This window comes from uncultured Tateyamaria sp. (assembly GCF_947487805.1).
Classification (GTDB): Bacteria; Pseudomonadota; Alphaproteobacteria; order Rhodobacterales; family Rhodobacteraceae; genus Tateyamaria.
The window spans coordinates 153,692-179,321 of sequence record NZ_CANKXW010000006.1 but is presented as its reverse complement, the minus strand read 5'-3'; the positions used below and the strand labels follow the sequence as shown (position 1 = coordinate 179,321).

At 65.2% G+C, this 25,630-nt stretch carries 26 protein-coding genes; 8 read left to right on the top strand and 18 right to left on the bottom strand.

Annotation, left to right across the window (positions count from 1 at the left end):
- Positions 1-60: 60 nt before the first annotated feature.
- From bchY to Q0949_RS15445, 6 genes are all read right to left on the bottom strand, one after another.
- The gene (gene bchY, locus Q0949_RS15470; RefSeq protein ID WP_299374181.1) at positions 61-1,626 is read right to left on the bottom strand and encodes a chlorophyllide a reductase subunit Y; all 1,566 of its coding nucleotides are present in this window, start codon (positions 1,624-1,626) and stop codon (positions 61-63) included.
- Positions 1,623-1,835, bottom strand: coding sequence for a hypothetical protein (locus tag Q0949_RS15465; protein WP_299374179.1), 213 nt, complete (start codon positions 1,833-1,835; stop codon positions 1,623-1,625). Before Q0949_RS15465 ends, bchY begins: the two co-directional genes overlap by 4 nt.
- The gene (locus tag Q0949_RS15460) at positions 1,822-2,823 is read right to left on the bottom strand and encodes a chlorophyllide a reductase iron protein subunit X (protein ID WP_299374177.1); all 1,002 of its coding nucleotides are present in this window, start codon (positions 2,821-2,823) and stop codon (positions 1,822-1,824) included. The genes Q0949_RS15465 and Q0949_RS15460 overlap by 14 nt, the downstream gene beginning before the upstream one ends.
- A 2-nt stretch (positions 2,824-2,825) precedes the next feature.
- Positions 2,826-3,761: a chlorophyll synthesis pathway protein BchC gene (gene bchC, locus Q0949_RS15455; RefSeq protein ID WP_299374174.1), complete on the bottom strand. Its 936-nt coding sequence runs from the start codon at positions 3,759-3,761 to the stop codon at positions 2,826-2,828.
- A 131-nt stretch (positions 3,762-3,892) separates the two neighbouring features.
- On the bottom strand, positions 3,893-5,020 hold the full coding sequence (locus Q0949_RS15450) for a methyltransferase (protein WP_299374172.1): 1,128 nt from the start codon (positions 5,018-5,020) through the stop codon (positions 3,893-3,895).
- Complete coding sequence (locus Q0949_RS15445) at positions 5,017-5,898, bottom strand: polyprenyl synthetase family protein (protein WP_299374169.1); 882 nt, start codon at positions 5,896-5,898, stop codon at positions 5,017-5,019. Before Q0949_RS15445 ends, Q0949_RS15450 begins: the two co-directional genes overlap by 4 nt.
- A gap of 121 nt (positions 5,899-6,019) precedes the next feature.
- On the opposite strand from Q0949_RS15445, the gene crtD reads away from it, so the two are divergent.
- Together crtD and crtC are read left to right on the top strand one after the other, a co-directional pair.
- Positions 6,020-7,573: a 1-hydroxycarotenoid 3,4-desaturase CrtD gene (gene crtD, locus Q0949_RS15440; protein ID WP_299374166.1), complete on the top strand. Its 1,554-nt coding sequence runs from the start codon at positions 6,020-6,022 to the stop codon at positions 7,571-7,573.
- On the top strand, positions 7,570-8,442 hold the full coding sequence (gene crtC / locus Q0949_RS15435) for a carotenoid 1,2-hydratase (protein ID WP_299374320.1): 873 nt from the start codon (positions 7,570-7,572) through the stop codon (positions 8,440-8,442). The genes crtD and crtC overlap by 4 nt, the downstream gene beginning before the upstream one ends.
- 136 nt (positions 8,443-8,578) lie before the next feature.
- On the opposite strand, the gene Q0949_RS15430 is transcribed toward crtC, so the two are convergent.
- From Q0949_RS15430 to Q0949_RS15420, 3 genes are read right to left on the bottom strand one after another with little or no spacing between them, the layout of a single operon-like run.
- A complete protein-coding gene (locus Q0949_RS15430; RefSeq protein WP_299374163.1) occupies positions 8,579-9,052 on the bottom strand; it encodes a TspO/MBR family protein in 474 nt (157 codons plus the stop codon).
- A 5-nt stretch (positions 9,053-9,057) separates the two neighbouring features.
- Entirely contained in the window at positions 9,058-10,092 is a 1,035-nt protein-coding gene (gene crtB, locus Q0949_RS15425; RefSeq protein WP_299374160.1) for a 15-cis-phytoene synthase, read from the bottom strand.
- Positions 10,093-10,128: 36 nt separating this feature from the next.
- Positions 10,129-11,655: a phytoene desaturase gene (locus Q0949_RS15420; protein WP_299374157.1), complete on the bottom strand. Its 1,527-nt coding sequence runs from the start codon at positions 11,653-11,655 to the stop codon at positions 10,129-10,131.
- A 97-nt stretch (positions 11,656-11,752) separates the two neighbouring features.
- Between Q0949_RS15420 and crtA the strand changes: the two genes are divergently transcribed.
- The 4 genes from crtA to bchO are packed head-to-tail and all read left to right on the top strand — an operon-like array spanning position 11,753 to position 16,054.
- On the top strand, positions 11,753-12,454 hold the full coding sequence (crtA, locus tag Q0949_RS15415) for a spheroidene monooxygenase (RefSeq protein ID WP_299374154.1): 702 nt from the start codon (positions 11,753-11,755) through the stop codon (positions 12,452-12,454).
- Positions 12,451-13,458: a magnesium chelatase ATPase subunit I gene (gene bchI / locus Q0949_RS15410; protein ID WP_299374152.1), complete on the top strand. Its 1,008-nt coding sequence runs from the start codon at positions 12,451-12,453 to the stop codon at positions 13,456-13,458. The genes crtA and bchI overlap by 4 nt, the downstream gene beginning before the upstream one ends.
- A gap of 37 nt (positions 13,459-13,495) precedes the next feature.
- Complete coding sequence (locus tag Q0949_RS15405) at positions 13,496-15,178, top strand: magnesium chelatase subunit D (protein WP_366524047.1); 1,683 nt, start codon at positions 13,496-13,498, stop codon at positions 15,176-15,178.
- Positions 15,179-15,181: 3 nt separating this feature from the next.
- Entirely contained in the window at positions 15,182-16,054 is an 873-nt protein-coding gene (gene bchO, locus Q0949_RS15400) for an alpha/beta fold hydrolase BchO (RefSeq protein ID WP_299374150.1), read from the top strand.
- A gap of 56 nt (positions 16,055-16,110) precedes the next feature.
- Here the strand turns inward: bchO and Q0949_RS15395 are convergent, their stop codons facing one another.
- Together Q0949_RS15395 and Q0949_RS15390 are read right to left on the bottom strand one after the other, a co-directional pair.
- Positions 16,111-17,163 carry a ParB N-terminal domain-containing protein gene (locus tag Q0949_RS15395; protein WP_299374148.1) on the bottom strand — a complete coding sequence of 351 codons (1,053 nt, stop codon included), beginning with the start codon at positions 17,161-17,163 and terminating at the stop codon, positions 16,111-16,113.
- Positions 17,160-18,464: an AAA family ATPase gene (locus Q0949_RS15390; protein WP_299292951.1), complete on the bottom strand. Its 1,305-nt coding sequence runs from the start codon at positions 18,462-18,464 to the stop codon at positions 17,160-17,162. Before Q0949_RS15390 ends, Q0949_RS15395 begins: the two co-directional genes overlap by 4 nt.
- A gap of 477 nt (positions 18,465-18,941) precedes the next feature.
- Here Q0949_RS15390 and Q0949_RS15385 point away from each other — a divergent pair, with 477 nt between their 5' ends.
- Complete coding sequence (locus Q0949_RS15385) at positions 18,942-19,625, top strand: hypothetical protein (RefSeq protein WP_299374146.1); 684 nt, start codon at positions 18,942-18,944, stop codon at positions 19,623-19,625.
- 48 nt (positions 19,626-19,673) lie between these two features.
- Complete coding sequence (locus tag Q0949_RS15380; protein ID WP_299374143.1) at positions 19,674-20,174, top strand: DinB family protein; 501 nt, start codon at positions 19,674-19,676, stop codon at positions 20,172-20,174.
- 171 nt (positions 20,175-20,345) lie between these two features.
- Here the strand turns inward: Q0949_RS15380 and Q0949_RS15375 are convergent, their stop codons facing one another.
- From Q0949_RS15375 to puhB, 7 genes are all read right to left on the bottom strand, one after another.
- Positions 20,346-20,786: a c-type cytochrome gene (locus Q0949_RS15375; RefSeq protein WP_299374140.1), complete on the bottom strand. Its 441-nt coding sequence runs from the start codon at positions 20,784-20,786 to the stop codon at positions 20,346-20,348.
- Between the two features lie 126 nt (positions 20,787-20,912).
- Positions 20,913-22,127, bottom strand: coding sequence for a 5-aminolevulinate synthase (gene hemA / locus Q0949_RS15370; RefSeq protein ID WP_299374137.1), 1,215 nt, complete (start codon positions 22,125-22,127; stop codon positions 20,913-20,915).
- Entirely contained in the window at positions 22,117-22,929 is an 813-nt protein-coding gene (gene puhE / locus Q0949_RS15365; protein ID WP_299374134.1) for a putative photosynthetic complex assembly protein PuhE, read from the bottom strand. The genes hemA and puhE overlap by 11 nt, the downstream gene beginning before the upstream one ends.
- Before the next feature lie 112 nt (positions 22,930-23,041).
- On the bottom strand, positions 23,042-24,145 hold the full coding sequence (gene acsF / locus Q0949_RS15360) for a magnesium-protoporphyrin IX monomethyl ester (oxidative) cyclase (protein WP_299374132.1): 1,104 nt from the start codon (positions 24,143-24,145) through the stop codon (positions 23,042-23,044).
- Positions 24,142-24,438 (bottom strand): hypothetical protein, encoded by a 297-nt coding sequence (locus tag Q0949_RS15355; RefSeq protein ID WP_299146330.1) that lies wholly within the window; start codon positions 24,436-24,438, stop codon positions 24,142-24,144. Before Q0949_RS15355 ends, acsF begins: the two co-directional genes overlap by 4 nt.
- 21 nt (positions 24,439-24,459) lie before the next feature.
- Positions 24,460-24,927, bottom strand: coding sequence for a photosynthetic complex assembly protein PuhC (gene puhC, locus Q0949_RS15350; protein WP_299374130.1), 468 nt, complete (start codon positions 24,925-24,927; stop codon positions 24,460-24,462).
- A gap of 5 nt (positions 24,928-24,932) precedes the next feature.
- Positions 24,933-25,565: a photosynthetic complex putative assembly protein PuhB gene (gene puhB, locus Q0949_RS15345; protein ID WP_299374128.1), complete on the bottom strand. Its 633-nt coding sequence runs from the start codon at positions 25,563-25,565 to the stop codon at positions 24,933-24,935.
- Between the last annotated feature and the right edge of the window lie 65 nt (positions 25,566-25,630).

Below are 25,630 nucleotides of genomic sequence, written 5' to 3'. Positions count from 1 at the left end.
ACCCTACGTAGGGTGGGCAGTTTCTGCCCACCGTCCGCGCGTATGTCACCCGCGCCAGCATCAGATCATCTCCGCGGCCTTCGCCGCCTTGGCCTGACGCTCCAGCTTCTTGGCATTCTGCGCCCGGAAATCAGGCCGCAGGTTGGGCGCGCCTTCCCAGACGCCCGCCGTGTCACCGGTCCCCACACCTTCAAAAAACGCTTTCATGTGATCCATGCGCCCCTTGTTGGCGATCGCCGCATTGATCACCTCGGCCAGCGACCCGGCGCCCGCCACACCCATCAGGGGCCGCGCAGAAATCAGGTTGGTGAAATACAATCCCGGAATGCCCAGCTCCTTGGCCTTCTGCACCACGGGCGTCGTGCCAATGGCCAGATCGGGCTGCACCGCCTCCATCGCCGCACAATCATCTTCCAGCGACGCGCGGAATTTCACCTTCACGCCCTTGGCCTCCAGCCACGCCTGATCGTCGGCGTTCCACGGCGTGCGCGGACAGGCCGTGCCCACATAAGGCACCTCCGCCCCGCTCTCGATCAACAGGCGTGCCACCAGCAACTCGGACCCTTCATAGCCCGACAGCGTGATCGTCCCCTTGATCGGTGTCGCAGCCAAGGCACCAGAAATCGCCGGGAGGATGGCGTTCTGCGCCTCGGCCACTTGCTCGGCGCTGCACCCATAGGCCGCGCCGATATTCTTGAGCCATTCCGCCGTGCCATCCCGGCCCACAGGCGCGGACCCGACCACGGGACGCCCCGCCGCCTGAAACTCGCGCACCGCCGCCGTATAGAACGGATGCACCGCCGCCACGACGGCACTGTCCAAAGCGGCATAAAGCTCACGCCACTCCCGACACGGCACCACAGGCCCCGCAGCAAGGCCCAAAGGCGCCAGCATCTGCCCGATCATCATGGGATCCGCCGGGAACATCTCTCCCAACAAAGCCACGGTCGGGCGATCAGACTTCCCACCCACCGGAGCAGCCACCGGCCCCGCCTCTACTTCGGCGCGGGCATAGTTCAACATCGCTCCAGCCAGAACATCCTTGGCTTCAGCATGCGTGGGAATACCAAATCCGGGCACGTCGATCCCGACGATCCGGACACCATTGATCTCGTCCGGCAACAGCCGGAGCGGCACGCCCGAGGCTGTGGGAACACACAGGTTCGTCACGACAATGGCGTCGTATTTCTCAGGGTCGGCCAGATCGTGAACAGACTCTCGAATGTCCTCGAACAGCTTGCCAGTCACCAGCGTTTCGGAATTGAACGGCACATAGCCGACCGACCGCCGCGCACCATAAAAATGGGACACGAATGTCAGCCCATAGACACAACAGGCCGACCCGCTCAGCACAGTCGCCACCCGGCGCATCCGCAAGCCCACACGCAGCGACCCAAAGGCGGGGCACATCGACTGCGGCTTGTCATGGGGGCCCTGCGGATAGTCGGCGGCAAACTGGTCCAGCATCTCGGAATTGCCCGCCATACGCGCGGCCTTTTCCATCTCAGACCCGGAATGACAGCCCAGACCGTCCACACCCGTGGCGGTTGGCATCTCTGCCTCGCGCGGGTGTCCTTGGGTCACCTCCACCGCGTCTGCGGCGTCATATGTCACCTTGGGGCTCACGACAGGACGTCCTTGCTCATCTCCGCCAGCGCGCGCGCACGGGCACAGGCCTCCATCGTCCGGCGCAGCCGCTCCTGCGCCAGGCGCAGCCGCTCCTGCGCCTGGCGCAGCGATTGGCGTCCGTTCTGGGTGATCTCCTGACTGTGCTCCGCGCGGTGCACGGTGCTCAGGATCCGTACCTCGAGGTCAAGGGAGTCATGCCTGGTCATAAATGACCTCCAGGCTCTCTTTGGGCGCCGCGTTCTTGCCGCGCATGTCCATATCCGTGGCCGGTTGCAGCTCGATGCCCGCGCCGGTTTCCGACCCGTCAAACAGTTCCAGCAACCCGTCCTGGCTCAGCGGCGCAGGCCGCACAGGCGGAGCCACAGCCACGTTCATGCCCAGCTCGGCAAAGAGCGCACCCCACTCGGATTCGGCTGTGCCGACGATCTGGTAGTTGGCGGATTTCTTGCGCAGGTCATCATTTTGCGGGATCGACGCCAGGATCGGAATGTCCACCGCCTCGGCAAAGGCCTGCGCCTCACCCGACCCGTCATCCTTGTTGATGACCAGACCGGCGACACCGACATTGCCGCCCAGCTTGCGGAAATACTCCACAGCAGAACAGACGTTGTTCGCCACATAGAGCGACTGCAAATCGTTGGACGCCACCAGGATCACCTTCTGCGCCATGTCCCGCGCAATCGGCAGGCCAAAGCCGCCGCAGACCACGTCGCCCAGGAAATCGAGCAGGACGTAGTCAAAGTCCCAATCGTGGAACCCCAGCTTCTCCAGCAACTCGAACCCGTGGATGATCCCACGGCCGCCACAGCCGCGCCCAACCTCGGGCCCGCCCAGCTCCATCGCGAACACGCCGCCGCGCTTGAAACACACGTCGCCGATGGCGACCTCTTCGCCCGCCAGCTTCTTGCGGGTCGAGGTCTCGATGATCGTGGGGCACGCCTTGCCACCAAAGAGCAGCGACGTGGTGTCGGATTTGGGATCGCACCCGATCAGCAACACGCGCTTGCCCTGCTCGGCCATCATGTGGCTGAGGTTGGCGAGCGTGAACGACTTGCCGATGCCGCCCTTGCCATAGATCGCGATGATCTGCGTGTCCTTCGTCGCCTCGGCAGGCAGCACATCGGCCAGATCTTCGTTCGCCTCGTCGCGCAGACGCTGATCGAAATCCTTGAGGTTCGGTACTTCGTCTTTCACGGCTAGTGCTCCCAGTCCAAAATCATCTTCAAACAGTCGCCATCGCTGAACGCCTGCTTATAGGCCGCGCGCGCATCTGCCGCCGCCCGTGTATGTGTGATCAATCCCGCAAGGCTCAGCGCCCCGCATTCGACCAGCGCCCGCGTCGCGGCGAGGTCTTCGCGCGTCCACTCGGCGGCCACGCGGAACCGCGCCTCCTTCATGAAGGCGGGCGGAAAGGCAAAGGACAGAGGCGCGGAATAGAACCCGGCCAGCACGATCTCACCACCCTTGGCGATGCGCCCCACCAGATCGTTCAGCAAGGCGCCCTGCCCCGATGCGTCATAGATCGACGTGTAATCGCGGCGCGGATCGCTCTCGGGATCCACCACCTCGTAACCCTGCGCACCGCTGCGGCGGGCGGGGTCAATCTCCCAAACGGTGGGCGCAGGCGCACCGGCGGCAATCGTCAGCCGCGCCAGCAACCGGCCCAGCACACCATGACCCACGATCAGGTCCGGCACCGCCTTGTTCATCCCGGCCATCGCATGACGCGCCGTCGCGGCCAGCGCGAGCAGCGCACCCTCAGGCCCCATGCCCGCATCAATCCGCGTCACCCGCTCGCTGTCACTCACCAGCAAACGCGACGCACCGCCAAAGAGGCCAAAGGCCCCCTCATAGCAATTCGCCCCCGGCACGAACACACGGTCGCCCGGCTTGAACCCGGTCAGCACACCGGCCTCGACCACCTCGCCCGCAGCCTCGTAGCCCGGCACCAGCGGATACCCCATCCCCGGAAAGGGCGGCATCTCGCCCGACCAGAACAGCTTTTCCGTCCCCGTCGAAATCCCGGAGTGAGACACCTCGACAACTAGATCGCCCGCGCCCGGCGCGGTCAGCGCCAGCGTGTCCACATCCAGATCCCGAGGACCCTTGAGAAGGACGGCGGTGGTGTCCAAGACTGTCTCCTTGTTGGCGCGCCGCTCTTTGGTCCTGTGCATCAGAGACTCAGACGGGTGCGACATTTTGTTAAGTGTCATTCTAGATGGACATTCCAATGTGTCAATCAGATTAGACACATTCCCGTGAATCAACCTTGACGCACCGCCGTCAACACGCGGGTCACATAGGCGCGCGCAGGCGCCGGGCTGCGGATCTGGCCGAATCCCGCCTCGCGCAACAGCGCCTCGATCTCGGCGGCGGACCGGGCGCGGCCCGTCTGCATCGCCATAGTGTAGAACGCAAAATACACGTCACCGGCCCGATCAGGCCGCGCGCCACCCCCCATCGGCTCGGACACAATCAACCGCCCGCCTTCGGGCAACGCATCATGCACCCGCGCCAGCAGCGCACGCACCGTGTCATCGGAATGATCATAAAGCACACGGATCAAGGACACCGCATCGGCCCCGCCGGGCAAGGCATCCTCGCGGAACGACCCCGGCACAATGGACACCCGGCCCGCCATGCCGGCGGCATCAAACCGCGCCTGCGCATCCGGCACGACAGCGGGCAAATCAAACAGGGTCATCTGCATGGACGGCGCGGCACGCCCCGCCGCCTCCAGAAACGCGCCGGTGCCACCACCAACGTCCAGCAAATGCCGCACACCTTTCAACGACACCGCGCGCAGCGTGTCCTCGGCCACCAGCCTCTGCGACTGCGCCATCAGGTCGGAATAGATCGCGGCCTCGGGCGCAGGCACGTCGCCGCCAAACACATAGGGCCAGAACTGGCTCAACCGCGTCTCCTCCGGTCCGCGCAGCAACGCCACCGGATCGCGCAGATCATCATAGAACGCCTTGTGGTGACGAATCATCGCCTCCAGCCCCGGCACGCCCATCAACGCCGCCCCCTTGCGGGCCAGACCAAACCGGTCGCGCTTGCGCCGTAACAACCCAAGCGCAGCACCCGCCTGCAACAGCACCTGCATCCGGTCCGCGGGCACATCACAGGCCCGCGCCAGCGCCTCGGCACTTTGCGGCCCCGCGCGCAACCGGCGCAACAGGTCCAACTCGACCACGGCCATCAACACCTGGCTCTGCACAAACCCCTGCACCACATCGAACAGCGCCGCACCGTCGGCGCGCGCTTGACCACGGGTCAGGGGAAACTTGCTGGCCCAGCTCTGGAACCCCGGCCGCGCAATCAGCCGGTTCAACCAGCCGCTCACCCGGTACTTGGGCCACGCGGGAAGGTCATGGGCCTCGACACTCATTCGCCGGGCACGCGGCTCGGTGCGACCACGGGCGTCAGACGCTCCGCATACATGCGCACCATCTCGGCCAGCTGCGCCTCACCGGGGCAGCTTGGGATCGACGCAATCGCACCGCCCAGAATATCCTTGAGGCGACTGATCGCCCCCTGCACGCCCAACAGCGTCACCGCATTGGGCCGCCCATGCAGATCGTCCTGACCCGCAGGCTTGCCCAGCGTGTCCGCGTCGTACAACGCGTCGCGCAGATCATCGGCCACCTGAAACGCCTCACCAATCCGGTCGCCCAGCTCGAACCACGGCTCGGCCTCCTGCCCTGCGGCAATGGCCCCCATCTGCGTGGCCGCGATAAACAGCGCGCCGGTCTTGGCCTGATGATAGGCCGACAGGTCCACCTGCGTTTCACTTTCCCATCCCTGCCCGGCACAGATGCCACCGGGCATGCCCGTGCGCTGCGCCAGCGTGATGATCAGTTGTGCCACCCGGTCGGGCGCCAGACCCGACTGCCGCGCCAGCGTTTCAAAGGCCAGCACGATCAGGCTATCGCCCGCCAGCACGGCCAGAGGTTCGGAATAGGCTTTGTGCACGCTCGGCTTGCCGCGCCGCACATCCGCATCGTCAAAACAGGGCAGGTCGTCATGGACAAGGCTGGCACAGTGGATCATCTCCAGCGCCGAGGCGGCGGCATTGGCAATCCTGGGCTGGTCGTCCCCGCAGGCCATCGCGACCGACATCAGGATAGTGGGCCGGATCCGTGCCCCGCCGGGTGCAGTGGCGTATTGCAGCGCGCTGGCCAACCGTGGCGGCGTCGCGCGCCCCTTGCCCTGCCCGACGGCAACCGCCTCTGCGATGGCCGCTTCGATTCGTGTGTTCAGGCCCATGGCAAGGCTCCCCAAGATGCAGGATGTCACACATTCGAGACACCAAAGTGTAAATCATACTGGACACATTGCGATCACGAGTCAACAATCGCGCCATGTACGAACGCCCGGCCTCTTTCGCATGACTCACGTGTCTGCCCCCGCACCGCTGCGCGCGGTGATCATCGGCGCGGGCATCGCGGGGCTCGCCTGTGCCGTGCGCCTGCGCGCGGCGGGCTATGCGGTGACGCTGCTGGAACGGCACGACGCGGTGGGGGGCAAGATCCGCACGATCCCGTCGCCCGCCGGGCCCATCGATGCCGGGCCAACCGTGCTGACGATGCGGCACGTCTTCGATGACCTCTTTGCCCAGCTTGGCGCGTCCCTCGACGATCACGTGACGCTGATCAAACAGGACACGCTGGAGCGGCACTTCTGGCCCGACGGGTCACAGCTTGACCTCTACGCCGATCACGAACGCAGTATCGGGGCCGTCCGCGCCTTTGCCGGGGCCAAGGCGGCGGCACAGTTCACCCAGTTCTGCGCGCGCACCCGGTCGCTCTTCAGCGCCTTTGACGCGCCCATGATGCAAACCGCCGATCCCCGGATCACGACGCTCGTCGCCAAGGTGCTGGCCCAGCCCGCGCTGATCCCCGCCATGGCGCCTCTGTCCACCCTGCGCGGCCTCCTGCGACACAGCTTTGACGACCCCCGCCTGCGCCAGCTCTTTGGCCGCTACGCCACCTATGTCGGCGGCAGCCCAACCCACGCCCCCGCCCTCCTGTCACTGATCTGGCAGGCCGAGGCGCAAGGCGTCTGGGTGGTCGAGGGCGGCATGCACAAACTCACGCAAGCACTGGCCGCATTGCTGGACCAGCACGGCGTCGACACCCGCACCGGCGCCCATGTCGACCGGATCGAAGTGCAACAAGGCCGCGCGTCTGCTGTCCACCTGTCGGGCGGCGCGCGCCTGCCCTGCGACGTGCTGGTGCACGCAGGCGACCCGCGCGCGCTGGCGACCGGGGCACTTGGCCCCTCCACGGCACACGTCGCACCACAAACCACCCGCGCAAAACGCAGCTTTTCCGCCCGCGTGCTCAGCTTTGCCGCCACGCCCCACGGCCCGGACCTCGCCCACCACAACGTGTTCTTCGCCGCCGATGCCGAGGCCGAGTTCCGCGACCTCATGGCGGGCCGCATCCCCGCCACCCCGTCCTTCTACATCTGCGCCCTCGACCGCGGCCAGACAGGCACGCCACCGCCGCTCGAACGGTTCGAGATCATCACCAACGCCCCGGCCACTGCCGCCGACACTACGCCCGATTCCGGGCCCGAGGACCTCTCCCCATGGCTTCATCAGATCACGCAACAGATGACACAGGCGGGCATCACTTTCAGCCCGACCCCGACGACGGACGCCGTGACACCCCCACACGTGTTCGCACAGATGTTTCCGGCAAGCTTGGGCGCACTCTACGGCCAGACGCCGCACGGGCTGACGGCGGCGCTGAACCGGCCGCGCGCGCGTACGCAGATCCCGAACCTCTACCTCGCGGGGGGCGGGACCCATCCGGGGGCCGGTGTCCCGATGGCGACACTCTCCGCCCGGCACGCGGCCGAGGCGATCTTGAACGACCAAACTTCAATATCGACGTCTGCCCGAACGGCTATGCGTGGTGGTATGTCGACGGCCTGAGCGATTGCGGCACCCGCGCGGTGTCCGTCATCGGCTTTATCGGCTCGGTCTTCTCACCCTGGTACAAATGGTCCGGGCGCAAGAACCCGCAAAACCACGTTTGCATCAACGTCGCCACTTACGGGCCGGGGGGCCGGTTCACCATGACCGACCGGGGCCAATCCGCCCTGCGCCAAACCGCGTCCCGGTTCGAGGTCGGCCCCTCCCGCATGCGCTGGCAGGGCGGGCAGCTGATCATCGACATCAACGAGGTGTCCTCACCCCCCCTGATCTCGCGCATCACCGGCCAGATCACGATCACCCCGTCCGCGCTCACCTCGGTCGAACTGCCACTGACCCCGGACGGCGCGCATATCTGGCGCCCCTTTGCGCCAAGATCGCGGATCGACGTCCAGATCGACCGCAAAGGCTGGCAATGGCAGGGCGAAGGCTACTTCGACGCCAATTTCGGCACCCGCGCGCTCGAGGAGGACTTCAGCTACTGGACCTGGGGCCGCTACCCCACGGGCAACGGGGCCACCTGTTTCTACGACGCCACGCGCCTCGACGGATCGGAACTGGCCGCAGGGTTCGCATTTGACGACACGGGCGCTGCCACCGAAATCCCCCTGCCGCCCAAATCGCCAATGCGCCGATCCCTCTGGGCAGTCCGGCGCGAGACCCGTGGTGACGCAGGCACGCGCGCGCGGCAGGTCCAGAACATGCTGGACGCGCCCTTCTATTCCCGTTCAGCCGTCGAAACCACGCTGAACGGCACCCGTACGACAGGCGTGCACGAAGCGCTCGACCTCACGCGCTTCCGCTCACCCCTGATCAAACCGATGCTCGCCGTGCGCGTGCCACGGCGGCGGACCTGGACCTTCTCCTGACACGTCATCTTGCCCCATAAACTCTCCCCGAAGGGCCGGGACGCAATTCGGCCGTTCGCCTGCAATGGCAAAACGACCCTTCGGGGAGAGTTTTCCTGGCAAGATGACAACGGAGCGTGGCGCGATGGCCCTGCGGTCAGGCGCTGCCCTTGGCGGCCTCATCGGGGTTCAGCCGCCAGACGGCCGCATTCAGGGCGGCGGCGATGGTCACCCACACGAGGTATGGTACGAAAAGCGCGCCCGCGATCCAGTCGATCTGCCACATCGCCAGCAGGCCGCATAGCACCGTCAGCCACAGGATCACGATGATCCCCAGCCCAAGGCGGATGTTGCGCAATCCGAAAAACACCGGCGTCCACAGCCCGTTGAACGCGATCTGCATCGCCCAGAACGCCATGGCGATGCCATTGCCCTCTGCCATCGCGGCGCGCGCGCCCGCGGTGGCCATGCAGACATAGAGGATCATCCACGTGACCGGAAACACCCAGTCCGGCGGTGTCCAGGACGGCTTGTTCAGCGCCCGGTACCATGGCCCCGGCGGGAACAGCCCCCCGGTGATCCCTGCCCCGAGGCAGGCGGCGAAAAAGATGCAGAACAACAGCCAGAACATGAGCGTCACATAGCCCGCGCGCGCTGTGCGACCAGCGAGGCGCGGTCCGACTGGCGTTTGGCCTCAAGCGCCGCCAGGGCCTCGAACAGGCTGTCACTGCGCGGCGCCTGTGTGCCTGTGGACGCGGCATCGACCAGAAACTGCACCTCCGGCAAGGCGCCGGCATAAAGGACGGGCGACCGCGGCGTGACCATGCTCAGCCCCGACATCATCACCGATTGGGCGAGCCAGCCCAGTTTTTGCGGTTTGGAGGTGCGCGCGCGGGCCGAGATGCTGTCATAGCCCATGGCCGTCAGCTGCCCGCCGATGCCCGCATAGATGTAGCGTGCCGCATAGATCCCCGGACGGCAGCCGCGCGGCAAAGCGCCCAGCCCGGCTTCGGACCGGTAATAAAGACGGTTCGCCTCGACGATCAGACGTTTCACCATGGCCCGCACGGCCTTGGTCGGGCGCGGGTCGGCAAAGAACGCATCCCGGTCGATCCCCGCCTCGTCCAGCCAGTCCGTCGGCAGGTACAGCCGCGCCTCGCCCGCATCCTCGCCTACATCGCGGGCAATATTGGTCAGTTGCATCGCCACGCCAAGATCACAGGCCCGCGCCAGCGCATCCGCGTCACGCACCTGCATCAGCACGCACATCATCGCGCCCACGGCGGATGCGACACGGGCGGAGTAATCCTTGACCCCCGAGAGCGTGGCGTAGGTGCGCGCCTCCGCGTCCCAAGCGAGCCCTTCCAACAGCGCATCCGGCAGCGCGCGCGGCATGTCGAACTGCTCCACCACCGCGGCAAAGGCCCGGTCCGGCGCGGCATCCTTGGGCGTCCCCGCATAGACCAGATCCAGCCGGTCCCGCAGCCGCAGCACCGCCTCGACCTTCTCCGCCTTCAGATCGACCTCGTCATCGGCCAGACGGCAAAACGCATAAAGCGCCAGCGCCGGATCCCGCACCCGTTTGGGCAACAGTTTCGAGGCCGCGTGAAACGACAGCGACCCATGGCGAATTGCCTCGGTGCAGGCCTCAAGATCACGTGGGTCAATCATGGCGTCCCCGTAGGGTGGGCAATATGCCCACCACCCTCATGTGACCGCATCCGGAACCAGCTGTCCCAGAACCTCGGCCGTGGAAATCACGCCGGGCACACCTGCCCCCGGATGCGTCCCCGCCCCGGTCAGGTACAGCCCTTCCGCCTCTTCGCTCACATTGTGCGGCCGGAACCACGCCGACTGCAAAATCCGCGGCTCGATCGAGAACCCGGCCCCATAGGGCGACAGGTACCGGTCGCGGAACGTCTCTGGCGTGAACACCTGCTCGGTGCTGACCTTCGACCCCAATCCGGGCAAAAGCTGATCCTCCAGCACCTTGAGCATCCTGGCCTTGTAGACCTCCGCCTCCGTCTCCCAATCCACGCCGCCATGGCCCAGATGCGGCACCGGGCTGAGGACATAGAACGTATCATCGCCCTCGGGCGCCACACTCGGGTCAGTTACAGACGGGCGATGCACATAAAGGCTCATGTCATCCGACAGCGTCCCCTTCATGAAAATATCGCGCAACAGCCCGGTATAGCGCGGCCCGTTCAGGATGGTGTGATGCCCCACATCCGCCCACTCGCCCCGCGTCCCCTTGGTCCCGAAATACCACACGAACAGGCTCATCGAATACCGCGTCCGCTTCAGCCGCGAAGGCGTCCACCGCCGCTTGGGCGCATCGCGCATCAGGTGGTTATACGTATGCCCCGCATCCGCATTGGACACGACCACATCCGCCCCCAGCTCGAGGCCCGAGGCCAGCCGCACACCCCGCGCACGCCCGCCTTCAACGACGATCTCGTCCACCTCCGTGTCCATCAGCAGCGTACCGCCCTGATCCTCGATCACATCGGCCATCTTGCGCGCCATGCCCGCAAGACCGCCCATGGCGTAATGCACCCCGAACTCCTTCTCGAGGTAGCTCACGAGGATATACATGCTGGTCACATGGGTCGGATCGCCCCCGATAAAAAGCGGATGAAAGGAAAACGCCATGCGCAGCTTTTCATTCCGGAACCGACGCGCCGCATGGGCATAAACCGACCGGTCCGCCCGCAGCATCCCGAATGTCGGCAAGACCAGCACCAGATCCCACAGCTTGTGCATCGACCGGCGGCCCAGATCTTCAAAGCCGAACCAATACCGCTTGGCCGAATCCTGTAGGAACTTGTCAAACCCCGCCACGTCGCGCGGCTCGATCTTGGCCACCTCGGCGCGCATCGCCTCCGTATCGTGCTGGGCCACAAACCTGGTCCCGTCCGGCCACCGGATCTCATAGAACGGGTCAAGCGACCGCAGCTCCACATCATCTTCAAACCGCCGCCCGCAGGCCGCCCACAGCTCTCGGTACAACTGCGGCACCGTCACAATCGTCGGCCCCAGATCAAACCGATGCCCGTCCTGCCAAATCGCAGACCCACGGCCCCCCGGCACATCCAGCTTGTCAATCACGGTGACGGTATACCCCTTGGCCCCCAGCCGCATGGCCGAGGCCAAACCACCAAGGCCCGCGCCAATCACAATGGCGCGGTTGCCCACACGGGTCTTTGATTCGAGAGGATCAAGGCGTGTCATCTGCCAAGAACAATAGATGTGTCTAGTTTAGTTGACAATTTCTTTTCCACGCGACAGGCTTATTCCGTGCCCGGCGGCACACTGCCAGTGCGAAATGATGAACCAGACCACCACCATAACCTTCTTCCGCTTTGCGCGGTGGCGCGACAGGGCTTGGGCGCTGACGATGATGGGCGGCGCACGCCTGGCCATGGCGCGCGTCCCCGATCTGGGCTTCTGGAAACTTTGCGGCTCCGGCACGGGCGAGGGGTTCACACCCACCATGAACCCCGCCGTCTACGCCATCCTCTGCACATGGCCCGACGCCGACACCGCGCGCCACCGGCTGGAAACCACCCGCATCTTCCAACGCTACCGCGCCCGCGCCGCCGAACACTGGACGGTCTTTCTGGCCCCCACATCGTCCCGTGGCGCCTGGAGCGGTCAGACCCCCTTTTCCCCGGTATCAGAGCCGCAATCCGGCCCCCTCGCTGCCCTCACCCGCGCCACAATCAAACCCCGCATCCTGACAAAATTCTGGGGCCGCGTGCCCGACATCTCCGCCATGATCGGCTCTGACCCCAATGTCGTGTTCAAGATCGGCATCGGCGAGGTGCCCATGCTGCACCAAGTCACATTCTCGATCTGGCCGGGCGCGCAGGAAATGGCCCAATTCGCCCGCACCAACGGCCCCCACGCCGCCGCCATTCAGGCCGTGCGCGACGGCGCGTGGTTCCGCGAAGAACTCTATGCCCGCTTCGCCATCCTCGGCGACAGCGGCACCTGGAACGGCACCAGCCCACTGGACAAGTTGAAATGACGAAAACACCCTTCCCCTTTTCGGCCATCGTGGGCCAGGACGACATGAAACGCGCCATGATCCTCACGGCGATCGATCCGGGCATCGGCGGCGTTCTGGTCTTTGGCGATCGCGGCACCGGCAAATCGACCGCCGTGCGTGCGCTGGCCGCCCTCCTGCCCCCGATCACCGCCGTTCAGGGCTGTCCGATCAACGCGGCCAGTCACGACGACTGTCCCGATTGGGCCAATGTAGAGACGAAAAAGACCCACAAGGTCCCCACCCCCGTCATCGACCTGCCCCTTGGCGCGACCGAGGACCGCGTGGTCGGTGCGCTCGACATCGAACGCGCCCTGACCCGCGGGGAAAAGGCGTTCGAACCCGGCCTGCTCGCCCGCGCCAATCGCGGCTACCTCTATATTGATGAGGTCAATCTGCTCGAGGATCACATCGTCGATCTCCTGCTCGACGTCGCCCAATCCGGTGAAAACGTCGTCGAACGCGAAGGGCTCAGCATCCGCCACCCCGCCCGCTTCGTACTGGTGGGCAGCGGTAACCCGGAGGAAGGCGAACTGCGCCCCCAACTCCTCGACCGTTTCGGCCTGTCGGTCGAGGTGCGCAGCCCGCAGGACGTCGCCCAACGGATCGAAGTCATCAAACGCCGCGACGCCTTCGATACGGATTTCGACGCCTTCATGGATGTCTACACAAAAGAAGACGCCAAGATCCGGCGCAAGATCCTCGCCGCGCGCAAGCTCCTGCCCCAGATCGAAACCCCCGACGCGATCCTGCACGACTGTGCCGAGCTGTGCATCGCCCTTGGCTCCGATGGCCTGCGGGGCGAGCTGACCCTCCTGCGCACGGCGCGCGCGCTCGCCGCCTATGACCGTAAAAAGGTGCTGACCCGCGACCATCTCCGCCGCATCGCACCTGTCGCCCTGTCCCACCGTCTGCGCCGCGACCCCCTCGACGAGGCCGGCAGCAGCACCCGCGTCGCCCGCACCGTCGACGCCGTCCTCGCATGACGGGCGCGGCGGCTCACCTCGCCGTAGGGTGGGCAATTTGCCCACCAAACACCCAAACAAACGCCGCAACACGATGACCGCCGAAAGCTGGCATAACGCCGCCCTGGCCCTGCGCCTGCTGGCCGTGGACCCCGCAGGGCTCGGCGGCGCGGTCATCCGCATGCGCGCCAGCCCCGACCGCGACGCCCTGCTCGCCAGCTTCCGCCCCGCCCTGCCCGTCCGCAAACTGCCCATCACCATCTCCGACGAACAGCTTTTCGGCGGCATCGACCTGAGCGCGACGCTCGCATCCTCGCAAGTCATTGAAAATAAATCATTTTTTCACATGCCCTGTATCGCCCAGGTTCCCATGGCCGAACGCTGCCCCCCTGCCCTCGCGGCCAAGCTCTCCCAACTCGCGGATCAGGCTCTAACAAAGGGTTTTTTGCTGATCGACGAGGGCATCGAGGCCGACGAACGCACCCCCGACGCCCTCGCCGACCGCTGCGCATTCCACCTCGCTCCCGAGGGCCGCAGACCCCCTGTCCCCGCGGGGACACCCCCCTCTGTCCCCGCGGGGACAGAGATTTCAACCGCCGACGCCGTTGTGCAACTGACCCTTCTCGCCGCACGTTTCGGCATCACATCTCTGCGCGCCCCTACATTGGCCCTGCGCACCGCCCGCGCCCATGCAGTGTTAATGGACCGCACGCACCTCACCGACACCGACCTCAAAGTCGCCGCGTCCCTCGTCTACCCCCACCGCGCGACAGTGGTCCCCGAGGACGACACGACAGGCGATCCGCCACCCCCGCCACCAGCGGAACAGGACGACTGTCCCCGCGGGGACAGCGATGAAAACGACGCGCTCCCCGATGGCGATATGCTCATTGACGCGGTCAAATCCCTGCTCCCCAAAAACCTGCTGGACGGCCTTGTCCCCGCGGGGACAACCCGGACATCCCAAGGCTCCGGCGCGGGGCAAAAGCGCACCTCCAACCGCCGCGGTCGCCCGCTCCCCTCGCGGCCCGGGCGGCTCGACGGCACCTCCCGCATCGACCTGATCGCCACCCTGCGCGCCGCAGCCCCTTGGCAACCGCTCCGGCGTCAACAGCAACCAGACCGCACTGGTTTGCTGATCACCCCCGCAGACATCCGCCTCAAGCGCTACGCCGAACACTCCGACCGTCTGCTCGTGTTCTGCGTGGACGCCTCGGGCTCTGCCGCAGTATCCCGGCTGGGCGAGGCCAAAGGTGCCATTGAACTCCTGCTGGCCGAAGCCTATGCCAGCCGCGACCACGTCACGCTGATCTCCTTCCGAGGCACCGAGGCGGAAACGCTGCTGCCACCGACGCGGTCTCTGGTCCAGACCAAACGTCGCCTCTCCGCCCTGCCCGGCGGCGGGGGAACGCCACTCGCGACAGGGCTCCAGACCGCGATGCTGACCGCGATGCAAAATCGATCCAAAGGACTGACCCCCACGGTTGTCCTGATCACAGACGGGCGCGCAAACATCGCGCTCGACGGGACGGCCAACCGCGCACAAGCAGGCGCAGATGCGACGCAGATGGCGGCGGCCCTACGGGGACAGGGAGTCGCCGCGCTGGTGATCGACATGTCCAACCGGCCACAGCCCACGCTGCAAGCCCTCGCCATCACGCTCGACGCACCCTACATCGCCCTGCCCCGCGCCGATGCGCACAAGCTTACCGGGGCCGTCACCGCCGCCCTGGACGACTGAGCGATGCAGTGGGATCACATCGACACCTGGCCAAACGCCACGCTGTCCCGGCGGGGACAGGGGCCGGTGCATCGGTGGCATATCCAGGAAACGGGGATGGGTGACACGATCCTGTTGCTGCACGGCGCGGGCGGGTCGACGCATTCGTTCCGGCACATTATCCCGCTGCTGGCGGCCTCGCATCACGTGGTGGCGCTGGACCTGCCGGGACAGGGGTTCACACAGCTGGGCGCGCGGCATCGTTGCGGGCTGGACCCGATGGCCACGGACATCGCGGCGCTGTGCGGGCAGGAGGGCTGGAGCCCCACCACAATCGTCGGGCATTCGGCGGGGTGTGCGATTGCCCTGCGCATGGCGCAAGCCGATCTGTCCCCGCGGGGACAGACGCCAAATGTCATCGGGATCAACGCCGCCTTGGGTGAGTTTCCGGGGCTGGCCGGCCTTGTCTTTCCGGTGATGGCCAAGGCGCTGGCGGCGATGCCGTTCACGGCCAGCCTGTTCTCTGGCGCATCGGCCAACCCTGCACGGATCGAGGCTCTGATCGGCTCAACAGGGTCTAATCTGGATGCCGAAGGGCTGGAGCTGTACCGCTGCCTTGTGGGCGACCGGGACCATGTGAATGGCACGCTTTTGATGATGTCGCAATGGAAGCTGCCGCCGCTGTTGCGCGCCCTGCCGGGACATGACGGGCCGGTGCGGTTTATCGTGGGCGAGCGGGACAAGACCGTGCCGCCCACCGTATCGTTGGATGCCGCGCGCGATATGGCCGATGCGACCGTCACGAACCTGCCGGGCCTCGGCCACCTTGCGCACGAAGAAAAGCCCGCCGAAGTGGCGGGCCTGATCCTCGAACTTATCCAGGATATGACGGGTTAGAGACGCATCTGTCCCCGCGGGGACAGATCAATGCGCGCGTGTCCCCGCGGGGACAATCACAGCCCCAACTCGTCCAGCATCGCCCGCACCGCCACCTCGAGCCGCCGGGGATCGACCGCGCCAAAATCGCGATCCATCTGCAATTCGATCTTGCCCTTGGCCCCGGTAACCTTGACCGCGCCTTCCTTGCGGCTGAGTTTCAGCGTCGTCTTGGACGAGGCGGATGGCCCGGCCGCGGCCTTGTCCGCGGGCGGCATCAACACCTGGCTGAGCAAGGCAAGCTCTGCCTCGGGTGTTTCGGGTTGGTGCGCGTTCAGAACCGCATCAAGCTGCTGCCGCACTTTGGGCGTTTCGACAAAAGCCTTGGAGAGGCGCAGACCCAGCGACCGGGGGATCGCCTCGGGGTATTGCAGCTTGTGTCCCATGAGGGACATCAGCGTCGCGAAATGGGCGATGTAGCTGCGTTTCTGGCGGCCCGCAGAGGCGTAGAGCGTGGCGATGGCGTCGCTGACCTCCAGCCCCATCTGGCTGGCATAGGCGGCGGCGAGCTGGCCCATCTCGGCAAAGGAGATGTCGCGGCGGATCAGGTTTTCGTCGACCATCCGGCGATAGAGTTTTTCCAGCGCCTCGCCCTTGGCCACCAGCACGGCGGGGATGGTGGCGAACCGGTCGTCGCCGGTTTCCTCGAACAGCGCCTTGTGCGCCTTGAGACGGCGGAAGCCCTGGATCAGTTCATAGCCTTCGCCGGTGTCCTCGACCTGGATCGGGTTGGACAGGCCCAGGTCGCGGATCGAGGTTTTCAGCTCTTCGAAATCGGGATCGTTGCCGGTGCCACGGTCGCGCGTCAGCTTGGTCATGGCGACGTCCCCGAGGGGCACGCGCGCCACGATGGCACCGTCGCGTTTCAGCGAGACGTATTCATGGGCGAGGCGGTCATTCTCGGCGCGAATCGCAGCCTCGGCGGCGGCGCGTTCGGTCAGCGCCTCGGCGTTTTCCGAGATGGCAGAGGCCATGGGACCACGGCGCGCAGGCTCCGGGGCAGGGGCCGCAGGTTCGGGCGCGTCGCTGCCGGGTTCAAAGTCGATGTCGAATACGCGGCGCTTGCTCATGCCTCATCCTCCAGATTGTCCCAGGCCTGGCCCAGATTTGTTTTGAATTCGTCGTACGCCCGGTCGAAAGACGCGCGGGCGCGGCGCCAGGTCTCTCTGGTCATGTCCCGGTAATCAATTTCATAGATGCTGCTGAGAAAGCGACCCGATTGTTCGACGGCGCGGGTCATCTCGATCGGGTGTTCGCAGACGCGGTCGCCGAAGACTTTTTGGAACGCGCCGTGCATGGCGCGGTGCAATTCGTTGCCCGGCTCGTAGCGGGTCAGCAGGAAGCGGAGGTCGAGGAACGACTTGGGCAGGCCCATTGTCCCCGCGGGGACAAGGCCGTTGAAGCGGCTGAGATCCTCGAGCGCCTCGGAGAGCTGGCCGATGAAGGATGTGGTGGAATCGTATTCCCAGTAGCCGGGGCCGGACGGAATGTAGAGCACGTCGGCGGCAAAGACTGCGTTCATGGATTGGTAGCCGATGGCCGGTGGGCAGTCGAAGATGATGAGGTCGTATGCGTCTGGGCTGAGTTGATCGAGAAAGCGAGAGACAGCGGCAAAGAACGACCATTCGGGGTTGATGTGCCGGTACTGGGCGGAGGCGAATTCGACAAAGGCCGCATTGGCGCAGGACGGCACGATGTCGATGGTGGGCCAGTTCGTGGGCTTGATGAAGTCGGAGGCGCGCAGGTCGTTCAGCCCCATGTCGGTGATCGCCGCGGGCAGTTTGCGCTGGGGCAGGGCGGTGCCGGATTCCGCGCCCTGAAGGGCGGAGTTCATGCGGTCGGTTTCATGGCCCAAGTCGCGGGCCATGATGCCCCAGACGGTGTATTCCTCGGCCACGTCCGAGAGGCCCATGGAGTGGCTGAGTGTCGCCTGCGGGTCGAAGTCGACACAGAGCACGCGGTAGCCGTCGAGGGCGGCGGCGTGGGCGAAGTGCAGGGCGGTGGTGGATTTACCGGCCCCCCCTTTGAAGTTGGCGATGGCGGCGCGGATGGCGCGTTTGTTCGCCGGGCGGTAGGGCATCAGGGTCTTGCGGTTGACCTTGATGCGGCGGCGCAACTCGTTGATCTCGTCGAGGGAGTACCAGCGTTGGCGGCCGTCCTCCTCGACTGTGCCTTGGGGCAGGGAGGGGTCGGCGGCGAGGCGGCCGCGCAGGGTGGATTGGTTGGCCTTGAAGATGAGTTCCGCCACCTCCCAGCTGGAGAAGCGGCGCAGGGTCTTTTCGCTTTGGGGCGAGTAGGTTTGCTGGCGGATGAAGCCCTGCATTTTCAGGGACTGGGCCTGGAGTTGGGCGAGGTCGGAATGTGTGAACATGCGCTGCCTGTGATGCGTGTCCCCGCGGGGACAGGTGGTGTTTGTCCCCGCGGGGACGCTAATTCTGCTCAATTCCAGATTTACGCCGGTTTTGCGGAAAAAGCAAAAGGGGATTATGGTTGTCCCCGCGGGGACAGAATGGGTGTGAGTCCTGTGGGACTGCGGGAATATGGAGATTCGGTGAACGCAGCGACCGCCGCCATATTTTGGGGACAGGTTTTTGCGGACCACATCCCATAGGGTGACAAAGGGGCGAAAATAGGGGACAGCCTATGTGTCCCCCAATACCAATAATACCCAGATTTCTATTCGAAACAGGATTGGGAACAGGGGTTATCCACATGCCCCCTTGACAGAATCGGGGGATCGGACGCAAATCAGAGGCAGAGACGGAAAAGCGGCCAGAACCGTGGAAAACCAACCGTCGGCAGGTGTGATCCGGGGCAGCCCGGACATTTTCGAGAAATGAGGGCAGTTATGCAAACGCTGAGGCCGGTGGGCCGGGGCGCGTCTGCGCGCAAATATGACATCATCACAGCCTTGGGTGCCTATGCGCTGGCGCAGGGCAAACATGACCAACGGCGGGTTCTGCGGCTGCTGACGCTGATGACGGCGCGCTACAACTGGGCGCGGGATGAACTGGCGGTGGGGCAGCGCGAAATTGCGCGTCTATGGTCGGTGGACGAGCGGACGGTGAAGCGGGAGATGGCGCTGCTGCGCGCGCGGGGCTGGCTGGTGGTCAAACGGCAGGGCGCACGGGGCAGGGTGACGGAGCACGGGTTGGACCTGGAACGCATGTTGCAGGATACGGAGGCGTATTGGGCCGCTGTCGGGCCGGATTTCGAATTGCGGATGGGCGCGGCAGAGCCGGAGACGGCCAAGGTGGTGCCGATGCCCGTGAAGGGGGATGTGCGTGCGCCGGATCTGAGCGCGGGCACGGAATGGGCGCTGGCGCAGGCGGTGCTGCATGGCGAGGATGCGGGACTTTATGCGTCGTGGATTGCGGGGCTGGAGCGTGTGGAGCGGGCCGGGGGACGGTTGACCCTGCGAGCGCCGTCGCGGTTTCACGGGGCCTATGTGCAGACCCATCTGGAACGGCGGCTGCTGGGGGCCTGTCGCGAGGTGGATGGGGATGTGACCGAGGTGCGGATCATTACGTGAATTGGACGTAAAGGGTGCCCTTTTGGCGGGCGCACGGGAGGCTGACATATGGATGCGATGCTGACCCACCTGCGCCTGATGGCGCGGTACAACACATGGCAAAATGGATCGCTGGTGACGGCGGCGGATGGGTTGGCCCCGTCCGAACGCTGGATGGATCGGGGGGCGTTTTTTGGCTCCATCGCGGCCACGTTCAATCACCTGTTGTGGGACGACGCGCTGTGGCTGGCGCGATTTGCGGGCAATACGCGGCCCGAGCGGGACATGGACGTCTCGCTGACCGAACCGGGCGACTGGGATGTATTCAAGGCGCGGCGGGCGGCGCAGGATGCCACCATCGAGGCCTGGGCCGATGCGCTGGATGCAGATGACCTGAACGAGGTCATCGCGTGGTATCCGGGTGGGGGAGAGGTGCGGGTGGAGAAGCCTGCGACGGTCTGCTTTGCCCATCTGTTCAACCACCAGACCCACCACCGGGGACAGATCCACGGGATGCTGACGGCGGCGGGGGCAGAGCCGGAGGCCACGGACCTGCCGATGTTGGCCTGAGACCCTGAGGGGGTGGTGGGCACATTGCCCACCCTACGCAAGCGGTGCCTGTAGGGGGTAGGGTGGGCAATGTGCCCACCTGCCGTCAGGAGCGCCACTGGAGGACGCAAAAAAGCCGCCGGGAGGACCTCACCGGCGGCTTTGATGTCTTTGACCCTGTGAAGGGTGCGATTATTCGGCGACGGGCTGGAGCGAGGCGAGGTAGGCGTAGATGTTCACCGCGTCCTCTTCCTTGCGGACCTTGTAGGTCATTTTCGACCGGCCGCTGTCGCCTGTTGCCTCACGCAGGTAACCGGTGGGGTCCTGAACGTAGGCCACGAAGACTTCTTCGGTGACCTTGAGGTCTTCCATGCCAGCGGCGAGCTGGTTGATGTCGGAATAGCGGAAGCCGTCGACCATGCCGAAGTTGCCGCCCACGATGCCGTAGAGGTTGGGGCCGGTCTTGGCCTTTTTGCCGGCGAGTGTCTCGCCTGCGTCGTCGACGACGACGTGGCAGGAAATGCACTGGCGGAATGCTTTTTCACCGGCGGCGGCGTCGCCCGAGGCGTGACCGTCGGCAAAGGCCGGGGCGGCGAGGGTTGTGGCGGCCATGATGGCGAGTGTGCGGAACATGGGTGTCTCCTTCGTGGTTCTTTGTCATGAACGTAGCGGTTTGCCCTTCAAGTCAACAGTAACTTTGACTTGATGCGCGGCAAGGGGGGAAAAGTGAACGGGATTTCCCCCCTCGAGACGGTTTGATCAGGCCACCGCGTGGCTGATGGCGCATTGTTTCCACAGATCCTTGAGCGCGTAGACGAGGTGTTCGATGTCCTCGACCGTGTGCAGCGGCGACGGGGTAAAGCGCAGCCGTTCGGTGCCCTTGGGCACGGTGGGGTAGTTGATGGGTTGGACGTAGATGCCGTAGCGCTGCATCAGGTAGTCCGACAGCATCCGGCATTTCACCGGGTCCTTGATCATCACGGGGATGATGTGGGACGGGTTGTCGAGATGCGGGATGCCTTCCTGGTCCAGCCGTTTGCGCAGGTAGGCCACGCGTTCGCGTTGCAGTTTGCGTTCCTGGTCGGACTGCTTGAGGTGCTGGATCGAGGTGCGCGCGGCCGACGCTACGGCAGGGGGCAGGGCGGTGGTGAAGATGAACCCGGAGGAAAATGAGCGGATGAAGTCGCACATCGCCTCGGACCCGGTGATGTAGCCGCCGACAACGCCGTAGGCCTTGCCCAGTGTCCCTTCGATCAGGGTGATGCGGTCCATCAGGCCCTCACGCTCGGCCACGCCGCCACCGCGGGGGCCGTACATGCCCACCGCGTGCACTTCGTCGATATAGCTCATCGCGCCGTGTTTTTCGCAGACGTCGAGGATTTCGGCGATGGGGGCGATGTCGCCGTCCATGGAATAGACGGATTCAAAGGCCACGATCTTGGGGGCGTTGGCGGGGAGCGCTGCGAGCTTGCGGTCGAGATCTTCGGGGTCGTTGTGTTTCCAGATGACCTTGGTGCAGCGGGCGTGGCGGATGCCTTCGATCATGCTCGCGTGGTTGAGTTCATCCGAGAGGATCACGGCGTCGGGCAGTCGGCTGCCCAGCGTGGAGAGCGCGGCCCAGTTCGACACGTAGCCGGAGGTGAAGAGCAGCGCGCTTTCCTTGCCATGCAGGTCGGCCAGCTCGGCCTCGAGCAGTTTGTGGGCGTGGTTGGTGCCTGAGATGTTGCGCGTGCCGCCTGCGCCCGCGCCGTAGAGGTCGACGGCGTCTTTCATGGCGCGTGTGACGCTTTCGTGCTGGCCCATGCCGAGGTAGTCGTTGGAGCACCACACGGTGACTTCGTCCGGTGCGTCGTCATCGTGGCATTTGGCGCGCGGGAATGCGCCGGCCCGGCGTTCCAGTTCCGCGAAGATGCGGTAGTTGCCCTCGTCCTTGAGCGCGTCGATCTGGCCTTGGAACAGTGCATCAAAGTCCATGATGTCCCCCTTGGTTGGTCTGTTGTTCTGGTGTTGGTTTGGGCGCAGGCAGCATCCACCGCCAGAGCCGTTCATCGGGGATGGGAAGGACCATCACCCAGTGTTCAAGTGCGGCCAGCGCCGTGAGGGCCGTCAGCAGGGCAAAGCCCGTGATGTGCCCGGTGGTGTCCGCGGCGTAGAGCCGTTCGAGCCAGCAGGCGGCGGCAAAGGTCAGCGCGGTGACCGAGATCGGGAAGAGCCAGTTCATGCCGCGTGTGCGGAAGTGGCTGGGCAGGTGCGAGAGCGCCTGCGGCAGGAATTCCACGTGGATGCGGGGGACGCCGAGAAAGAGGTTCAGCTTGGCCGAGATGCGGGCAAAGAAGAGCACGGCGAAGGTGTAGAAGGTGAAGGGGTTTGCCGCTTCGTACTGGGTCAGCGCCAGGGCGATGACGGTCGCGGCGAGCAGCATTTCGTGATAGGCGACGGTGCCCCAGGCGCGGATGAACCGTTCCCATTCGGGCGTGTGGTCGGGCAGGGGGTTGGTGTTGGGCCCGGTAATCACGCCCGTCAGGAACGCCAGTTCGATCCAGCCCCAGAGCGCCAGCGCCGACAGGAAGGCCACGTAGACGCCGAAGATGTCCGTCTGGGTCATGGACCACCATGCGCCATAGGCACCGGCGGCCATGAGCGGCAGCGTGGCCCATGTGGTGCGTGCGCGCACGGAAGGGCCCGCGCGGTCGGCATATTTCACCGCCATCAGGATCGTGCCGGTGGAGAACCACCAGACGAAGAGGGCAATGAGGGCGGCGATCCAGGGGGTCATGTGGGCGCACACTCCGGGCCGGGCAGGGGGCGCTGCCCCCACGCCTGTGGCGTTCCCCCGGCATATTTTCCGAACAATGAAGCCGGGGGGAGGATATGTGCGCGGGCCTGCATCAGTAGGCCGGTTCCATGCGCACCGAGGCCGGGACCTGGTGTTTTTTGGACGGGATCGTGAAGAGTGACACGAAGGCGGCTGCGGCGCGGATCTGGGCGGTGATTTTCCTGAGGCCCTTGGCGCCTGCCATGTCGACATTGGCCTTTTGCAGCCGTTCCAGCCCGCGTTGCCAGCGGGGGTGGTCGATGTCGAGGGTGATCGGGAAGATCTGCTGGCTGAGGATCGATGTCTTGGTGAAGACCTCGTGCGCGTACCAGTCGGGATCGACGCCGAGCGCTTTGTGGAAGGCGGGGCGCTGGTGGTCGCGCACGTACATGGTGGCGTAGACGGCGGTGAGGAAGAATTTGATCCACAGCACGTTGAGACCGGAGGTCAGTTTGGGGTCCGTCTTCATCAGCAGTGCGAAGGCTTCGCCGTGTGAAAACTCATCGTTGCACCATTCCTCGAACCATTTGAAGATCGGGTGGAAGCGGTGTTCGGGATTGGCCTCGAGGTGGCGGAAGATGGTGATGTAGCGGGCGTAGCCGATTTTTTCGCTGAGGTAGGTGGCGTAGTAGATGAACTTGGGCCGGAAATAGGTGTATTTCTTTTTCTGGGTGAGAAAGCCCAGATTGACCGCGATGCCTGCCTCGCGCAGGGCGTCGTTGATGAAGCCCGCGTGCCGCGCCTCGTCCCGTGCCATCAGCTGGAAGAGCTGGGTGATGTCGGCATTGTTGCCGCGGCGTTTCATTTCCTTGTAGAGGACGCAGCCCGAAAATTCGGCGGTGCAGGAGCTGACCAGGAAGTCGATGAATTCCTTTTTCAGCTGCGGTTCCATCCCGTCCCAGTCGACCGTGTCCCAGTCGGCGTTTTTCTTGAAATGGCCCTTGTTGGGGTCAGAGACCATCTGGGCAATCAGGTCGTCCCAGTCGGCGCGCACGGGGGTCACGTCGATCGCGTCCATTTCGTCGAAATCGGTGGTGTAGAAGCGCGGGGTCAGCAGGGTGTTCTGCATCGCCAGTTCCGTGGCGCCGTCGCTGTCGGTGATGGCCTGCGATTGTTGCAGTTTCAGCGATTCCTCGGCGTCGGTGATGTCGGATGTGTGTTTGACAGGGGCGTTCATAGTGTCACCTCTTCGGAGAAGGAAAACTCGCACAGTTCCATGACTTCGAGATCGCCGGTGAGGCGGGTCCAGAGCCGTTCCAGTTTGGACGCGCGAAAGATCACCGCCTCGCGGTCTTCGGTGACGATTTCACCGAAGGGGGCCATGATCTCGGGGCCTTTCACCTGCACTTCGTCACCGGGATAGATGACGGCGCCGTTGTTGAACCGCACGTGGGCGTGCAGGCTTTCGAATTTGTGGCTGATTTCAACCGTGCAGGGGGCACGTTCGATGTCCTTTGTCAGTAGTCCCATGAGGTGGCTTCCTTTCCGGGGTTAGGGTTGGTCCAGCAACCTGGCGAAGGTGCGGAGATTGTCGGCGCCAAAGCCCATGAGCTCGGCCGACCAGTTGGTTTCGGGGTCGTATAGCGACAGGCGGTTGCCTGCGCGCAGGCGCAGCAGCACGGGCGCGGATGGGTCTGCGCCCACCTTGGCGCGTTCGCGGTGCAGCACGCGTTCGATGCCGGCGACAAAGCCGCCCTTGTCCGCGGCGAAATCGGCGAGCACGCTGCCATGTGCATCGAGCACGCGGGCGGCCCCCGAGGCGTCGCCGGTGATGAAGAGCGCGCGTTCGTTGAGGATCTCGGTCTGGGCCGGGGTGCTTTCCAGTGGGCGGCCCGTGAGCGTGGCGATGGTGACCAGCGACAGGATGATCAGCAGGAGTGCGAGCACGGCGCGCACGAGGATGCGGGGGACCAGCTCGTCTTCCTGGGCGTGGATGCGGGGGGAGGCAGTGTTGTTCATCGTGCTTACTCCGCCGCGACCGCGTCGAGCGGTGTTGTGCGCACGACCTGCGGGGTGCTGATCCGCGCCTCGGCCGCGTTGGCGAGGATCTGTGCCACGTTTTCGGCGTCGGGGATGCAGCGCAGGGCCGGTTGCGGTTTGGACAGGTGCCAGGGCCGTGCGTGGGGCCAGATCACCAGATAGCTGAGTTTCGTGGCACCCGTGGTGTCGAGCGCGATGGTGCCGGTGCCGTTCTTGCGCAGGTCAAGGGCGGCGTTGCCCAGTTCGCGGTAGGGCAGGTTGAGCGTGAGCGTCAGCGCCGCGCCGATGCGCATGGCGACGCGGGACGTTGTGACCGTGTAGACGGTGGCGCGCGCCTGGATGAGCGCGGTCAGCAGCAGGAGGCCGCAGACCACCGCTCCCAGAGCCACCAGTGGCAGGGTGGCCGCGATGGCCTGGCCGAGTGGCATGAGGTCGACCACGGTGACAAAGCGCCATGCGGTGAGCACGGCGAAATAGCCGATGATCCAGTTGAGGTTGAGCGCCTCGCGCGCCAGTGCCCATGTCGAGGGTCTGCCTTGCCACAGGATCTCCTCGCCCTCGGGGGGACGTTCGGGGAGGCCGTTCACCGGCTCGATTTCGAAGTCGTCATGGGACATGGCGCACATTCCCCTTTCTGGTCATCGTTCAGGGCCGGGCGCACGTGTCTGGCGCGCCCGGTGTC

What these genes read in the sequence shown, in the direction of transcription:
- Q0949_RS15380 (WP_299374143.1), top strand. Translation starts at nt 19,674, where the DNA reads ATGGATGCGATGCTGACCCACCTGCGCCTGATGGCGCGGTACAACACA.
- crtA (WP_299374154.1), top strand. Translation starts at nt 11,753, where the DNA reads ATGAACCAGACCACCACCATAACCTTCTTCCGCTTTGCGCGGTGGCGC.
- Q0949_RS15445 (WP_299374169.1), bottom strand. Translation starts at nt 5,898, where the DNA reads ATGGGCCTGAACACACGAATCGAAGCGGCCATCGCAGAGGCGGTTGCC.
- Q0949_RS15465 (WP_299374179.1), bottom strand. Translation starts at nt 1,835, where the DNA reads ATGACCAGGCATGACTCCCTTGACCTCGAGGTACGGATCCTGAGCACC.
- Q0949_RS15430 (WP_299374163.1), bottom strand. Translation starts at nt 9,052, where the DNA reads ATGTTCTGGCTGTTGTTCTGCATCTTTTTCGCCGCCTGCCTCGGGGCA.
- Q0949_RS15420 (WP_299374157.1), bottom strand. Translation starts at nt 11,655, where the DNA reads ATGACACGCCTTGATCCTCTCGAATCAAAGACCCGTGTGGGCAACCGC.
- bchI (WP_299374152.1), top strand. Translation starts at nt 12,451, where the DNA reads ATGACGAAAACACCCTTCCCCTTTTCGGCCATCGTGGGCCAGGACGAC.
- puhC (WP_299374130.1), bottom strand. Translation starts at nt 24,927, where the DNA reads ATGAACAACACTGCCTCCCCCCGCATCCACGCCCAGGAAGACGAGCTG.
- puhE (WP_299374134.1), bottom strand. Translation starts at nt 22,929, where the DNA reads ATGACCCCCTGGATCGCCGCCCTCATTGCCCTCTTCGTCTGGTGGTTC.
- crtB (WP_299374160.1), bottom strand. Translation starts at nt 10,092, where the DNA reads ATGATTGACCCACGTGATCTTGAGGCCTGCACCGAGGCAATTCGCCAT.
- crtD (WP_299374166.1), top strand. Translation starts at nt 6,020, where the DNA reads ATGACTCACGTGTCTGCCCCCGCACCGCTGCGCGCGGTGATCATCGGC.
- Q0949_RS15395 (WP_299374148.1), bottom strand. Translation starts at nt 17,163, where the DNA reads ATGAGCAAGCGCCGCGTATTCGACATCGACTTTGAACCCGGCAGCGAC.
- Q0949_RS15450 (WP_299374172.1), bottom strand. Translation starts at nt 5,020, where the DNA reads ATGAGTGTCGAGGCCCATGACCTTCCCGCGTGGCCCAAGTACCGGGTG.
- hemA (WP_299374137.1), bottom strand. Translation starts at nt 22,127, where the DNA reads ATGGACTTTGATGCACTGTTCCAAGGCCAGATCGACGCGCTCAAGGAC.
- acsF (WP_299374132.1), bottom strand. Translation starts at nt 24,145, where the DNA reads ATGAACGCCCCTGTCAAACACACATCCGACATCACCGACGCCGAGGAA.
- puhB (WP_299374128.1), bottom strand. Translation starts at nt 25,565, where the DNA reads ATGTCCCATGACGACTTCGAAATCGAGCCGGTGAACGGCCTCCCCGAA.
- Q0949_RS15375 (WP_299374140.1), bottom strand. Translation starts at nt 20,786, where the DNA reads ATGTTCCGCACACTCGCCATCATGGCCGCCACAACCCTCGCCGCCCCG.
- Q0949_RS15355 (WP_299146330.1), bottom strand. Translation starts at nt 24,438, where the DNA reads ATGGGACTACTGACAAAGGACATCGAACGTGCCCCCTGCACGGTTGAA.
- Q0949_RS15385 (WP_299374146.1), top strand. Translation starts at nt 18,942, where the DNA reads ATGCAAACGCTGAGGCCGGTGGGCCGGGGCGCGTCTGCGCGCAAATAT.
- bchO (WP_299374150.1), top strand. Translation starts at nt 15,182, where the DNA reads ATGCAGTGGGATCACATCGACACCTGGCCAAACGCCACGCTGTCCCGG.
- Q0949_RS15390 (WP_299292951.1), bottom strand. Translation starts at nt 18,464, where the DNA reads ATGTTCACACATTCCGACCTCGCCCAACTCCAGGCCCAGTCCCTGAAA.